Below are 15,020 nucleotides of genomic sequence, written 5' to 3' on the forward strand. Positions count from 1 at the left end.
ATGAGCATTGAGTCATTCGCCATATTTTAGTTAGATTTTTTAGTGGATGCACAATACGATGAAGCAGTGATAGAGAAATACAAGGATGTCTGATGCTTTTTGATAAATCCGGATATAGAGGATTAGCCCTCATACTTTTTTCCTCCATGAGCGCCACTGCTTCTTTTGCAGATGGTCAGCCAGCAAATAATTTCTTTTTTGATTACACTAAAGGCCATTTGCTTCTTGAGTTTGGCGGTTTTTATGCGACTCAAGGAAAAGCTCAAGATATTCAAATAGAATCCTTAATTGGAAATCGATATACGGTTAAAAGTCGTAGCCAAGGGAATGGTCTTGTCGGAGTGGGGTACTTTTTGGATGGACCAGAACGAGATCGGTTTAAATTTTCTTATGGCGCAAATGTGTTTTTCTTTGGTAGAACCTCTGTTAAGGGCTACATTATTGAAGAACACTTAGATACGAATCTTTCTTATACCTATAAAACACGAAATATTCCGCTCATGTTTATGGCAAAAAGTATTGTGCAAACTCCGAGTGATAAAATAAATCTAGCCATTGATGTTGGTATTGGTCCAAATTTTATTGAAGCCAGCCATTATAATGAAATACCACTTACGACATTTACCGTTCCTGATCATGGCTTTTCTGATCATAATACTACGGCATTCGCAGCTACAGTTGGCGCAGGTCTTCGATTTAATAATGTAGCGAATAAAATTCCTCTTGAATGCGGTTATCGCTTTTTTTATTTGGGACAAGGGCAATTTGCAAAAAATAATGATCTCATTATTAATACCCTTAAAACTGGTAATAACTATGCTAACGCCATTCTTTGTGCCGTTACACTTTAATTAAGGAATTTCGGTATGATAAAACAGATGCTCCTTATTGGGATAACGCTATTGTTCTCCTCAGTGCAAGTAGCTTTTACCAAAAGCAATGACTTTCTTCCTGGAGCAGGGCCGCATTTTATTGCTACAATTCCGCTTGCTTCATCAACGCTATCAGTTACAACGACAACCCCAAAAAAAACTTATCCTACGGCTGGAGTAAAAATTCTTACCCCAGGGTATAGTATTGTGGGTAAATCACCAGCTCTTAATGGATTTGTCCTATTTTCCGTGAGTAATACCACGCCTGTACACCTCACTGTAGATGGCCCAAGAGGCTCAATAAATATCAGGCTATGCCTGAATGCTACCGGTAATACGTATTCTTGTGAGGAATATACTGTATCTGTATTAGGTTCTGTTTTCTAACCAACTGCGTCTTGGTAGATATGGTTGGTGAAATCTCTTTAGCTTTCGGAATTGCTCCTGAGGGAATTTTTAGTGCTATCTGAGTAGCATTTTACCAAAATTCCCTCGTTCCCCTAGATAACAGCAACTGCTTCGCTAATCGGTGCTAACAAAATACCAGAGCTATTTTATTTCTGTAACTCGTCACGGTTTTTAAAATGATCCAATGCTTCAGGGTTAGCCAGGGACTGTAAATTATTTACTGGTAAACCATGAACAACTTGCCGAACAGCAATTTCGACTATTTTGCCACTGATCGTGCGCGGAATATCTGCAACTTGTAAAATTTTTGCTGGAATGTGTCTTGGTGAGGCATTCTCACGAATCGTCAGACGTATTTTGTTGATTAATTCTTCTGTGAGTTCCATGTTATTACGTAATTTAACAAACAAAACAATACGCACGTCGTCTTGCCAGTCTTGGCCAATGACAATACTATCAACTACTTCATCAATTTTTTCTACTTGCCGGTATATCTCTGCAGTACCGATACGTACTCCTCCAGGATTTAAAACAGCGTCTGATCGCCCATAAATGATTAATCCATGATGTGCTGTAATTTCTGCAAAATCACCATGCGCCCATACTCCGCTGAAACGCTCGAAATAAGCACGTTGATACGCTATTCGTTCAGGGTCATTCCAAAAACCAACAGGCATAGACGGGAAGGGAGCAGTACAAACTAACTCCCCACGTTCTTTATGCACAGAATGCCCTTGCTCATCAAATACATCAACAGCCATACCAAGACCGAGGCATTGCAATTCGCCTCTATAGATAGGAAGTATTGGATTCCCTAAGGCAAAACAAGAAATAATATCTGTTCCTCCAGAGATAGAGCTAAGCTGCACATCTGCTTTAATTTGCTCATAAACGTAATCATAATTTTTAGGTAAAAGCGGTGAGCCGGTGGAAAGTATGCAGCGTAAATGTGATAAGTCAAACTCATCTTTGGGTTTAACACCCGCTTTTTCTATGGAAGAGATGAACTTAGCACTGGTTCCAAAAACAGTAACGTGTTCTTCTTCAATTATTTTGAATAAACGATTGCTCTCAGGATAGGTAGGAGAGCCTTCATATAAAGTGAGCGTAACGCCTAAAGCTAATGCAGAAACCGTCCAATTCCACATCATCCAACCGCAGGTGGTATAGAAACATAAGTTGTCCTTATCGCATAGATCGGTATGTAATCCTAATTCTTTAAGATGTTGCAGTAGCGTTCCACCGGCCCCATGAACAATACATTTGGGTTTGCCTGTTGTTCCTGACGAGAACATAATGTAAACGGGGTGTTCAAAAGACAATGAAACAAAGTCACAATGTGTTGCTGGTTGAAGAAAATCACTCCAATATTGTGCTTTAGGTAGCGCAGAAATATCTACAAGCTCATTGAGATTAGGGCAAATGACGATTTTTTGGAGTGAGCTAATGGCGTCATTAAGTTGTTTGATTTTTTCGGCACCACTGTGTTTCTTACCTTGATACTGGTGCCCATCACAAATAAATAAGACTTTAGGATCAATTTGCCCCAGTCTATCGATTGCGGCTTGTGCGCCAAAATCAGGAGAGCAAGAAGACCAGATTGCCCCTAAAGAGGTCGTAGCAAGCATGGCAATAATTGTAGTTGCGGTATTTGGCATTAGAGCAGCTACTCTGTCTCCTGTAGTTACGCCAATTGATTTTAGACCTGCGGCGCATTGTGCAACTAATGCATATAATTGTTCATAGCTAATTACTTCTTTGGTATTGTCTTCATTAAGACTAATTAAAGCTGGATGCTTATCTTTACGTGATAAAAGTTTTTCAGCAAAGTTAAATTGAGCTCCAGCGAACCAGCGTGCATTTATCATTTCATTATTATGGCTTAGAATTTGATAAGGCTCGGTATCAAATTGTATATGAAAGAAATCACAAAGTGTGGGCCAAAATGAGTCAGGATGTTTGATGGACCAGGTATGTAAGTCTTGGTAGCTTGCAAAAATTTGGCTGTTCTTTTTTGCAGCGAATTCCATAAATTGCCACATTCTGCTTTCTTTAGGATGTTTGGGCTTCCATACTTTTTCACTCATGTTTCATTCTCTCTTATATATTGAAACGACTGCATACTAGATTTTTGCATTTCCTTTTAGCCAGATTCTATGAAAATGGATGAATCTGAGAAAAATAGGGTACCTTTAGGTAATATATGTTCTAAGCACAGGGGTTTGCTAACATAGCATTTGCAACTTTGGATTGATTTTTACGCCCTAAAATCTTACAGATGATGTCGCCCGCAGTTACAATTTTAAATATATCCACACCGGTGTTTATTCCTAAGCCATGCATTAAATATAGAACGTCTTCAGTGGCTACATTGCCACTTGCTCCACGCGCATAAGGACAGCCTCCTAGCCCAGCAACTGAACTGTCAAAACGATGTACTCCATGTTGTAGTGAAGTATAAATATTCGCTATGGCTTGACCATAAGTATCATGAAAATGCATTGCTAATTGATTTAGTGGTAATAACTTAAGTATTTGTTCGAGTAATAAGTGAGTTTGATGTGGAGTGCCAACGCCTATTGTATCCCCTAATGAGATTTCATCTACATTCAAGTCCAAAAGTTTTTGAGTCACTTCTACAACCTTCTCTGGTGCTACACGTCCCTCATAAGGACAACCAAGGACGCAGGAAATATATCCTCGTACCTTAATGTTTCTTTCTTTTGCTAAAGCAAGGACTGGCTTAAAACGTGAGATACTTTCATCAATTGAACAATTAATATTCCGTTGATTAAATTGTTCACTGGCAGCGGTAAATACTGCAATTTCTTTCACACCGGCTTCTAATGCTTTGAGCATGCCTTGCTCATTAGGAACTAGGGCGGAATAGTGTACGGATGAGGCTTTATCTATAGCACGAAATACTTCATGATGATCTGCCAGTTGTGGAATTGCTTTTGCAGAGACGAAACTAGTTACTTCAATATGTTGTAGACCAGATTCACTTAGCAAATTGATTAGTTCAATCTTGTGCTTGCTGGACACAAAAGAAGACTCATTTTGTAAGCCATCACGTGGGCCTACCTCTATAATGGTTACGTTTTGTGGATAGTCCATAGTTATCTCTTTTAATATTCCCAAGGTAGGTCATACTGATTGGGGAACGACAATAAACTAACCTCAGTTATAGGCCGTTTCCCTACAGATCTAAAAATGACCGGTACCTCTATTTAAGAATCTTCTTCACTTAATGACAGCAATTCCTCTCCTTCATTCACCTGGGCACCTACCTTATAGAATATATCTTGTAAAATGCCATCAGCAGGGGCATGAATGGTATGTTCCATTTTCATTGCTTCGAGTACGATTAAACGTTCACCCGCTTTAACTCGTTCTCCAATATTTTTTAAAATGGCCACCACAGTAGCTGGCATTGGCGCTGTAAGCTGTCCTTTATGTGCTGCGGTTTGTGTACCCAGTGTTCCCCAGTTGAACCGTTCAATAGTAATTTGCCATTGACTTGTATACAAGGCTAGAGATTGATTTTTATTTTCAATGGTTACGTGATAATTTTGTCCATTGATTTCGATGCGAAGTTGATTGTTGGTTAAATGACCATGAATCAAATAGTCTTGGGTTTTTAATCGTACTTTAAATTGATTTTTATTAATTGGCGTTATAAATACCTCGACCATGTCGTCTTGATCTTTATAGCGCCATATCCAATGACTTAAGATTTGAGATTGCCAAGCGAATGCTTCTTGCAATAATGGGTCCTGGATTGTATTGGTATTGTTTAAATAATCAAAACTCGCGGCCATGAGTAAAGCCATTTCTTTATCAGCTGTAGGTAGTTTAATTTCTTCCTGACTTAAAAAATCAGTACTCAAATCAGCTTTTCTGAATTTAGAATGGCGACAAATTGTTTGTAAAAAGGGGATGTTAGTTTTTACTCCACCAATATAATAATGGGATAACGCTTGTTCTAATCGATGTAGTGCTTCATCACGAGTGGCTCCCCATACAATCAGCTTGGCGATCATCGGATCATAGTACATGGTAATTTGTGAGGATACTTGGACCCCGGTATCAATACGTACGCCATCACCGCAAGGTTCTTGCAAAAAATGGATTTGCCCTATTGATGGAATAAAATCATGATGTGGGTCTTCAGCATAGATACGACATTCTATGGCATGACCATGTGCTTTAATCTTCTCTTGCGGCAAGGGGAGGGGTTCATTGGCGGCAATTTTCAATTGCCAAGCGACTAAATCAAGCCCGGTAACCATTTCAGTTACTGGATGTTCTACCTGTAACCGTGTATTCATTTCCATAAAATAGAACTGTTCAGAATTATCAACTAAAAATTCAACAGTGCCTGCACCGCTGTATTTTATAGAGCGCGCTACTTCGCATGCTGCCTCAGCAAGTTTTTGCCGTAGTGATGTTGATAAATTAGGTGCCGGTGCCTCTTCAATAATTTTCTGGTGTCTGCGTTGAATGGAACAATCTCGTTCAAATATATGAACTACATTCCCATGATTGTCTGCCATAATTTGTAATTCAACGTGACGTGGATGCAGAACTAGTTTTTCAATAATTACTGTATCATCAGCAAAGCTTGCCATCGATTCGCGTTTTGCTCCAGCTAAGGCGGCGTTAAATTCTTCTTCATGATGAACTGCGCGCATTCCTTTACCGCCACCACCATTGGCTGCCTTAATTAAGACAGGAAATCCTATTTTTTTAGCTTCGGCGAGTAATACATCTTCTGCCTGCTCTCTGCCATGATAGCCTGGTGTTAAAGGAACCTTCGTTTTTTCAAGCAATTGTTTGGCCAATTGCTTGGAAGCCATTGCTTCCATAGCCTCTACGGAAGGGCCAATAAAAACGATACCTGCTTCTTTACATGCTTGCGCAAACTCAGGATTTTCAGACAAGAAACCATAACCTGGATGAATCGCTTGTGCTCCACTTGCCTTAGCTATATGGATAATACTAGCTATGTTCAGATAGCTTTCTTTAGCAGGCGCATCACCAACTAAATATGCACTGTCCGCGCTGCGTACATGCAGACTGTTTTTATCAACCGAGGAATAAATCGCTACGGTGTGTATTCCCATGGAACGAGCCGTTTTGATGATTCTGCATGCAATTTCACCACGGTTGGCAATAAGAATTTTATTAAACATTAGTGCCTCATTAATTTTTACTTTTATAATTACTTACACATTATTCACTGCGGTTTAAGTTCCTTGCAATTTAGTAGTCTGGGTACAGTGTAACGGAACCTGGGAATGTAGCATTACTATTCTCCAGTTTCGCTATGCTGCACCCCAGACTACTAATCAAAGTCTCTAGTTCCAGTTTGGTGTTTCTTTTTTTAAAAATGCATTTAGTCCTTGTTGCCCTTCTGCTGACACTCTTTTTTGAGCAATCAATGAAGCCGTGTAATAAACGAGTTCTTCATTTATTTTTTTATCTGCTACATAGCGTGCTAACCACTTTGATGCTCGGACTGCTTCAGGTGCATTGTTACTGATTTGCGTCGCATAATTGAGCGTGAAATCCCATAAATTTTCTTCAGGAACGCAGTGTTGCACTAAATTTAATGACAATGCTTTAACTGCATCAAAAACTTCTGCACTTATAAATAAAGCCTTCGCATTGCGTTCACCTATGGCTTGAACAATATAAGGGCTAATGACTGCAGGTATCAGACCCAATTTAACTTCCGAAAAACAAAAGCGTGCTGATTGTGACGCTATAGTAATATCACATGCTGCGGCAAGACCAGCTCCCCCACCAAAAGCGGAGCCATGTACCATCGCAACCGTAGGTTTAGAGCTCATATTTAAAGTGTACATTAGATTACCAAGTACCATGGCATCTTTTTGATTTTCTTCTTCATTATAATGAGCCATGTTTTGCATCCAGGCTAAATCAGCACCTGCAGAAAAATGTTTACCGTTTGCTTTTAGCACTATAACGCGGACATCAGAGTCAGCAATCGCCACATCAAGCTGATGTTGCATTTCACTTAAAAGCAGATTATCAAAAGCATTATGTTTATTCACGCGATTGAGTGTGAGTAAAGCCAAATGTTCATGAATTTCGTACAACAAATCGCTCACGAGGTGCTCCTTACATGCGAAATACGCCAAAACGTGTTGGCCCAATAGGGGCATTTAATGCGGCTGATAGGCCCAGGCCTAATACTTTACGTGTATCCTGTGGGGCGATAACGCCATCATCCCATAAGCGAGCACTGGCATAATAAGGGTGTCCTTGAGTCTCATATTGAGAACGTAATTGGTCTTTAAAACGTTCTTCTTCTTCCATAGGCCAATTGCTTCCTTGCTTTGCTAATTTGTCTCGGTTTACTTGTGCCAAAACATTAGCAGCCTGTTCGCCGCCCATTACGGAAATACGTGAGTTGGGCCAGGTCCATAAAAAATTAGGGCTATAGGCACGTCCACACATGGCATAGTTTCCTGCGCCAAAACTACCGCCAACAATGACGGTAAATTTAGGAACATTGGCATTGGCGACCGCAGTTACCATTTTAGCGCCATGTTTGGCAATGCCGGAGGCTTCGTATTTTGAGCCAACCATAAAGCCAGTGATATTTTGTAGAAATATTAATGGGATTTTACGCTGGCAGCAAAGTTCTATAAAGTGGGTTCCTTTAAGGGCACTTTCACCAAAAAGAATACCGTTATTCGCGATAATTCCTACAGGATAACCGTATAAGTGGGCAAAGCCACAAACTAATGTGGTACCAAATAGCGTTTTAAATTCATCAAATTCTGAGCCATCAACAATACGCGCAATGATTTCGCGAATATCAAAGGGCTTTCTGGGATCAGTCGGTACGATACCATTAAGTTCTTTACTGTCATAAAGGGGTTCAACTGTTTCTATCCGCTTTAATTGCTGCGGTTTTTTGCGGTTTAGATTGCTAATGGTAGTTCGTGCCAGATGAAGTGCATGGGCATCGTGTTCCGCATAATGATCGGCCACACCTGATTGCCTACAATGAACTTCTGCACCACCCAACTCTTCGGCACTAATAACTTCACCTGTTGCTGCTTTGACAAGAGGTGGTCCGCCAAGAAAAATTGTGGCTTGGTTTTTGACCATAATTGATTCATCAGCCATGGCTGGTACATAAGCACCACCAGCAGTACAAGAACCCATCACGACTGCAATTTGTGGGATGTTTTGTGCAGACATTTGCACTTGATTAAAAAAAACCCGTCCGAAATGATCGCGATCAGGAAAAACTTCATCTTGAAGCGGTAAAAAAGCGCCTCCTGAATCGACTAAATAAATGCAGGGTAAATGATTTGTCAGTGCGATTTCTTGTGCTCTTAAATGTTTTTTGACGGTTATTGGATAGTAAGTTCCGCCTTTTACTGTAGCGTCATTGACTACAATCATGCATTCAGTACCTGCGACCCATCCAATTCCTGTGATAATTCCAGCAGCAGGAACAACATCATCATAAACTTGGTAGGCAGCAAGTTGGGAAAGTTCAAGAAAGGGACTCCCAGGATCAAGTAATTGCTGTAATCGTTCCCTTGGTAGTAATTTACCATGTTTTAAATGTCGGGCTCGAGCTTTCTCATCGCCACCTAAAGCAATATGCTGAATTCGATTTTGTAATTCATCTACCAACGTCTGCATGGCAGTTTGATTTGCTTTGAATTCTTGACTGCTTGTATTGATTTGACTGACTAATTTTGTCATGCAGGATTCCTTATCGTACTAAAATGTCACTTAAAACGATGATTGTCCAAATAATCCAGGTAGCCGCAATAAAGTGTGGCATCTCACCACCTTTTATGAGTCTATAAATAAGTGCTGGAATGGCAGTAATAACTACTGGTAATACGACAAGGACAAGAATTTTGCGAACCACAAGTCCCCAACCAGTTTGACTGAATATGGGCGTTAATTTCAAATTAACGTAAGTAAAAAACATATCAACATAGACAATAAGGAGATGAGCGTATTTCGCAAAGAGCACTACTAAAATACTGAGTAACAGGTAGATAAGACTGTGTCGTAGCATGAACATCCTTTTTATATATAAAATCCCCGGTCTTTTTGTGGAGCGGGGATACATTTGTTTTTAAATTAACTCAATTGCCATAGCTGTTGCTTCGCCACCACCAATACATAATGCAGCGATACCACGTTTTTTTCCTTGATGTTTCAAGGCATGTATTAGAGTAACTAAAATACGAGCACCAGATGCACCGATAGGGTGACCTAAGGCACAAGCTCCGCCGTGAATATTAACTTGTTCTGGATTTAATTCAAGCTGTGTCATTGCTGCCATTGTAACTACAGCAAATGCTTCATTAATTTCATAGAGGTCAACATCATTTTGTTTCCAGGACGCTTTATTCATCACTTTGCGAATGGCATCTACCGGTGCTGTAGTAAACCACTCAGGTGCTTGAGAATGGCTAGCATGAGCTACAATACGAGCAATAGGTCTAATGCCACGTTTTTCTGCTTGGCCTGCACTCATTAAAATGAGACTTGCTGCACCATCAGAAATGGAACTTGAATTGGCTGCCGTAACGGTTCCATCTGCTTTAAAAGCAGGTTTTAGCTGAGCAATTTTTGCCAGTTTTGCAGCATCAGGACCTTCATCTACAGATACGGTCATGTCACCTTTGCGTGTGTTGATCGTTACTGGTGCAATTTCTTCTTTAAACGCACCACTCTCTATTGCTTGCAATGCCTTGGTCATGGAGCGAATCGCGAACTCATCTTGCTGATCTCTGCTAAAATTAAAATGACTTGCAGTAGCTTCTGCAAAAACGCCCATTAATTTCCCTTTGTCGTAAGCATCTTCTAATCCGTCAAGGAACATGTGATCTTTTAATTCACCATGCCCAAGTCGATATCCTGAACGTGCTTTACTCAATAAATAAGGCGCATTACTCATGCTTTCTATACCGCCAGCAAGGATAATATTTGCAGTGCCTGCTCGAATTAAGTCGTGAGCCAGCATCACCGCCTTCATTCCTGAACCGCACATTTTATTTACTGTGGTCGCTCCTGAAGAATTAGGTAATCCTGCTTTAATTGCTGCCTGGCGCGCAGGGGCTTGACCAATGCCAGCTGATAAAACGCAACCTGTAATTACTTCATCGATTTCTGCTGGACTAATGCCTGATTGAGATAATGCAGCTATGTGTGCAATTGCTCCTAGCTCTGGGGCTGTAAGAGAAGATAAATTTCCTAACATGCCCCCCATAGGAGTTCTTCTTGCTGCAACGATTACTATATCATTCTGTTCCATTTTCATTTTTCCTTATGCTGTTTCTTTAAAAAGTTCTCGTCCAATAAGCATTCTTCTAATTTCAGAAGTACCGGCCCCTATTTCATAGAGTTTTGCATCACGTAGTAAACGTCCTGTAGGATATTCATTGATATATCCATTACCGCCAAGGATTTGAATGGCTTGTAATGCCATTTGTGTTGCTCGTTCAGCTGTATACAAAATAACACTTGCAGCATCTTTACGACTGACTATACCTTGATCACAAGCTCGGGCAATAGCATATAAGTAGGCTCTTGAAGCACCTAGATCCGTATACATATCTGCTAATTTGCCTTGGATGAATTGAAATTCGCCAATGGCTTGTTCAAATTGCTTGCGCTCATGCACATAAGGTAAAACAACATCCATACAGGCTTGCATAATTCCTACAGGACCTGCAGCCAAAATGGTCCGTTCATAATCAAGACCACTCATTAATACTTTAACACCTCGATTTACTTCACCCAAAACTTGCTCTGCAGAGACTTCACATTGTTCAAACACCAATTCACAGGTATTTGAGCCACGCATCCCTAGTTTGTCGAGTTTTTGAGCTGTTTTGAAGCCAGGCATTCCTTTTTCAATTAGGAACGCAGTGATTCCTTTACTCGCAGCCTGTTTGTCCGTTTTTGCATAAACTACTAACACATCGGCATCAGGTCCATTGGTGATCCACATTTTTGTACCGTTGAGAATATATTTGTTGCCTTCTGGACGAGCATGTAATTGCATACTGACTACATCGGAGCCCGAGTTGGATTCACTCATAGCCAGAGCACCAACATATTCTCCACTAATAAGTTTAGGCAGATATTTTTGTTTTTGCGAATGATTACCATTTAAGTGGATCTGGTTAACGCATAAATTGGAATGAGCGCCGTAGCTTAGGCCGATTGAGGCAGATGCTCGCGAGATTTCCTCCATTGCAATGGCATGAGCAAGATATCCCATATTGGCACCGCCATATTCTTCACTGACAGTAATTCCTAATAATCCCATGTCGCCTAATTTTCGCCATAAATGATTGGGGAAGGTATTGCTTTCGTCAATTTGGGCAGCGAGTGGGGCAATTTCAGCACGAGCAAATTGATGAACACTGTCGCGCAACATGTCGTAAGTTTCACCGAGTCGATAGTTCGGTCCTGTGTACATAGCTGACTTCCTGTTGTTATAACCATTCATCTGATGCACGAGTTTTTTGTGAACGCTCCAATTCAGCGTCTCTTGATAAATGAATAGTCAGTTGATTTTTATAAATGTGTTAAACTATACCCAATCAAGTTGAAGATGCAAATAGAATTTCTCAGATCTTTTTTCTTATTAAACAAGTTGAGGAAATGATTCGGTATTTGCCAGAATTGTTTTTGATTTTATAGACTTTTTAGGGAATGGGATTGCTTAGCTTGAGTAAAAAGAGAGAAATGAAGTAAATGGTTGCTTGTTTCTTTATTGGGTTTGTTAAGGAAGTAGTGTTTTAAAATGTTCCTTTACCTGATTTAAAAAATCGCCTAATCTTAAGCCAAAGGAAACTGCCAGTCCTTGGTTAAGGAATTTAAGCACCTTGTTGACCTCTCTGCACTTGGCTGCAGGCGGTAGGCTAAGGTTAAAAGCAATTCGCTTTGTAGAATTACCTTGGGAAGGTAGTTGCCAAAGTTTCAGCGTTCAGATTTATCTACTTAGGAGAGTCATTCATGCGTAAATTAGTCCTCTGGGGACATAGTGTTGATGAGTATCGTGAAATGTTTGATTTGTCTCAAGAGGACATGGATTCCAGGATTTTAGAATATGGATGTGGCCCGAGTGCAGTAAACGCACAACAATTTCAAGAGGCGCATCAAGCGGTGAGTTGCGATCCCTTGTTTGTTTTGGATAAAGATACTTTGTCTTCTAAGGCGATTATGATTTTTGCACAAATGGCAGACGAAGTGCACAAAGAGCAAGAGCAGTTCGACTTCGGTCGCAGTGGGGGGTTGGAGCAATTGCTTGAGCATCGTCGCAATGGAATGAAAAAGTTTTTTGCTGATTACGAACAAGGTAAGGCTGAAGGGCGATATTATGGAGCAGCGGATTATCATTTACCTTATCCTGACTTCTCTTTTGATATTGCACTAAGTGCAAATTATTTATTTGCTGATTTGGAAGATCAAACGGTTGAGTTTCATTTAAATGTAATTCGTGAACTAGCTAGAGTAGCTAAAGAAGTGCGAATTTTCCCGTTAAATGATATGGACGGAAAAACTTCTGAATTTTTAGGTCCCGTATTGCTGGAACTGCAAAAAGAGGGCTATGGTGTAGAAATTAGACAAGTGGATTATCATTTGCATAAGTCTGAAAACGCAATGTTGCGGGTTTGGGCGCAGAAGTGTGATATTTAATTAAAGTGGCCTGGGTGAAGCGAGGCATAACCCAGGAATTCTTGAGTTAGCACTCCCGGGTTATGCTTCGCTTCACCCAGGCTACAAGGTTCTTGTATGTATTCAATGTTACGTCCTTTGCTTTTTAGCATGGCTCCTGAAAGTGCCCATGCTTTTAGTTTATCTGCATTACATTACGCGCCTGGTTTTTGTTTTAAAAAGACAAAATCAAAACCCATAGAAGCTTTTGGGCTTCAATTTCCCCATGCTGTTGGTTTGGCAGCAGGCTTGGATAAAAATGGCGAGCATCTCGATGCATTAGCCAAGCTGGGATTTTCCTTTATTGAACTAGGGACAGTCACTGCTCGGCCACAAATTGGTAATCCTCAGCCGCGATTATTTCGTTTGCCAGATGCGCATGCAATTATCAATCGCATGGGATTTAATAATCAGGGTGTTGATGCTTTGGTGAGCCACGTGAAAAAAGCACGTTATAAAGGAATCCTAGGAATCAATATTGGTAAAAATAAAGATACTCCACTAGAACATGCTGCCGAGGATTACATTCAATGTTTGGCTAAAGTGTATGAGCATGCGTCATATGTCACCATCAATATATCCTCTCCCAATACTCCAGATTTACGCCAATTACAGCAAAAAGAATATTTTGCCAATTTGTTATCACAAATACACACGGAGCAAATTAAATTATCCGATAAATTTCACCGTCATGTGCCTTTAGTGGTTAAAGTATCACCCGATGAAGATATAGAAACATTAAAACAAATGACCGAAGTGATTTTGAATTACGGTATTGAGGGAATTATTGCGACGAACACAACATGTTCTCGTACGGGAGTGGCTCATTTACCTTATGCTGAGGAAACTGGGGGCTTAAGTGGTAGACCTGTATTTGATTTGTCGACCCAATGCTTACGTTTGCTGAAACAATATGTAGGCGATGCTATAACTTTGATTGGAGTAGGTGGCATTGACAGTTGCGAAACAGCTCGGGCTAAGTTGGATGCAGGTGCTTCATTAATCCAAGTGTACACGGGTCTGATTTATCGTGGTCCTGGCTTAGTCTATGAGCTTGCAAACGGATTACAATAAAGGACCGCGAATTTTAATCGTTCTGTTTGTTTCGATAGGAATAATATTAGATGAAATGTATCACTAAAGATCTAGCAGCACAGATGGAGTCTTGCATCAAACAAACCCATATAGAGGTAACCAAACAGTATCCACAAGGACGGATTTTGGAAATCAATGGGGGGGCTGCTTGTTTTTCAGGATTTGATTCGTATTTATCGCAGGTGGTTGGCTGGGGCTTTGCTACAAAATTGGCACATTTTCAGTCTGAAATTGAACGGATAGAACATTTTTACAGAACCTTGAATCATGAGCGCATCGATATTGAGTTGTGTCCCTTTGTGGGGAGTGAGCTCTCTATATTTTTAAGCCAACGTGGCTACCACATCAGTGAATTAAATAATGTGTCGCTATTGGATTTAAAATCATATCAGCCAGTTGATTATACTGCAGAGTCATTGCACATCAGAGAAATAAAGTCTCATGAAAAGAAGGAGTGGGCCAAAAAAACAGCTTTAGGCTTTGATGCGCCTGAAGCGGAAGATCAGTTTTTTCGTTACGCCCAATCTCAGGGAGTCAGAGCCTATGCTGTGTATGATAATGATGTGATTGTAGCTGGCGCTACAATTGCTATGCATGGAGATTTTTGTGACTTGGGTGTTACCAGTACTTTGCCAGCCTATAGAGGAAAAGGGCTGCAAAAGAAACTATTAAAGGCTCGATTAAATAGTGCAAAGCAACTGGGATTGTCTTGGGCAACGGTTACGACAGAACCCGGAAGCGTTTCAGATTGTAACGTGCAAAAAATAGGATTTCATTGTGCTTATACACGCATCAAAATGACTTTAGAATGACCATGGGGGACGGTCCGGGACGGCCCCCTGCAAAATAATTTAAACAATCTGCATGCCTCCTGATGGGGTCCGTCCCGGACCGTCCCCCTACATA

13 protein-coding genes are annotated in these 15,020 nt (G+C 40.5%); 5 read left to right on the top strand and 8 right to left on the bottom strand.

Translation table 11 applies throughout. The features are described 5' to 3' along the window. Positions 1-92 precede the first annotated feature (92 nt). Together Lste_RS17645 and Lste_RS17650 are read left to right on the top strand one after the other, a co-directional pair. The gene (locus Lste_RS17645) at positions 93-851 is read left to right on the top strand and encodes a hypothetical protein (protein ID WP_058512288.1); all 759 of its coding nucleotides are present in this window, start codon (positions 93-95) and stop codon (positions 849-851) included. A 15-nt stretch (positions 852-866) separates the two neighbouring features. Beyond that, the gene (locus Lste_RS17650) at positions 867-1,259 is read left to right on the top strand and encodes a hypothetical protein (protein ID WP_058512289.1); all 393 of its coding nucleotides are present in this window, start codon (positions 867-869) and stop codon (positions 1,257-1,259) included. A 167-nt stretch (positions 1,260-1,426) separates the two neighbouring features. Here the strand turns inward: Lste_RS17650 and Lste_RS17655 are convergent, their stop codons facing one another. From Lste_RS17655 to Lste_RS17690, 8 genes are all read right to left on the bottom strand, one after another. Next, positions 1,427-3,367 (bottom strand): acetoacetate--CoA ligase, encoded by a 1,941-nt coding sequence (locus Lste_RS17655; protein ID WP_058512290.1) that lies wholly within the window; start codon positions 3,365-3,367, stop codon positions 1,427-1,429. Positions 3,368-3,488: 121 nt separating this feature from the next. Next, positions 3,489-4,397: a hydroxymethylglutaryl-CoA lyase gene (locus Lste_RS17660; RefSeq protein ID WP_058512291.1), complete on the bottom strand. Its 909-nt coding sequence runs from the start codon at positions 4,395-4,397 to the stop codon at positions 3,489-3,491. Between the two features lie 113 nt (positions 4,398-4,510). Further along, positions 4,511-6,475, bottom strand: coding sequence for an acetyl/propionyl/methylcrotonyl-CoA carboxylase subunit alpha (locus tag Lste_RS17665; protein ID WP_058512292.1), 1,965 nt, complete (start codon positions 6,473-6,475; stop codon positions 4,511-4,513). Positions 6,476-6,640: 165 nt separating this feature from the next. Next, complete coding sequence (locus Lste_RS17670) at positions 6,641-7,417, bottom strand: enoyl-CoA hydratase-related protein (protein ID WP_058512293.1); 777 nt, start codon at positions 7,415-7,417, stop codon at positions 6,641-6,643. Positions 7,418-7,427: 10 nt separating this feature from the next. After that, positions 7,428-9,035, bottom strand: coding sequence for a carboxyl transferase domain-containing protein (locus tag Lste_RS17675; RefSeq protein ID WP_058512294.1), 1,608 nt, complete (start codon positions 9,033-9,035; stop codon positions 7,428-7,430). Positions 9,036-9,045: 10 nt separating this feature from the next. Beyond that, a complete protein-coding gene (locus Lste_RS17680; RefSeq protein WP_058512295.1) occupies positions 9,046-9,360 on the bottom strand; it encodes a hypothetical protein in 315 nt (104 codons plus the stop codon). Between the two features lie 60 nt (positions 9,361-9,420). Next, entirely contained in the window at positions 9,421-10,605 is a 1,185-nt protein-coding gene (locus tag Lste_RS17685; protein ID WP_058512296.1) for an acetyl-CoA C-acyltransferase, read from the bottom strand. A gap of 12 nt (positions 10,606-10,617) precedes the next feature. After that, positions 10,618-11,778: an isovaleryl-CoA dehydrogenase gene (locus Lste_RS17690; RefSeq protein WP_058512297.1), complete on the bottom strand. Its 1,161-nt coding sequence runs from the start codon at positions 11,776-11,778 to the stop codon at positions 10,618-10,620. 539 nt (positions 11,779-12,317) lie between these two features. On the opposite strand from Lste_RS17690, the gene Lste_RS17695 reads away from it, so the two are divergent. The 3 genes from Lste_RS17695 to Lste_RS17705 all read left to right on the top strand — a co-directional run bounded on the left by Lste_RS17695 (position 12,318) and on the right by Lste_RS17705 (position 14,926). After that, a complete protein-coding gene (locus tag Lste_RS17695) occupies positions 12,318-13,001 on the top strand; it encodes a hypothetical protein (protein ID WP_058512298.1) in 684 nt (227 codons plus the stop codon). A gap of 96 nt (positions 13,002-13,097) precedes the next feature. Beyond that, a complete protein-coding gene (locus Lste_RS17700) occupies positions 13,098-14,093 on the top strand; it encodes a quinone-dependent dihydroorotate dehydrogenase (RefSeq protein ID WP_058512299.1) in 996 nt (331 codons plus the stop codon). 50 nt (positions 14,094-14,143) lie between these two features. After that, entirely contained in the window at positions 14,144-14,926 is a 783-nt protein-coding gene (locus tag Lste_RS17705; RefSeq protein WP_058512300.1) for a GNAT family N-acetyltransferase, read from the top strand. Positions 14,927-15,020 lie beyond the last annotated feature (94 nt).

It is taken from the genome of Legionella steelei (genome assembly GCF_001468005.1).
Classification (GTDB): Bacteria; Pseudomonadota; Gammaproteobacteria; order Legionellales; family Legionellaceae; genus Legionella; species Legionella steelei.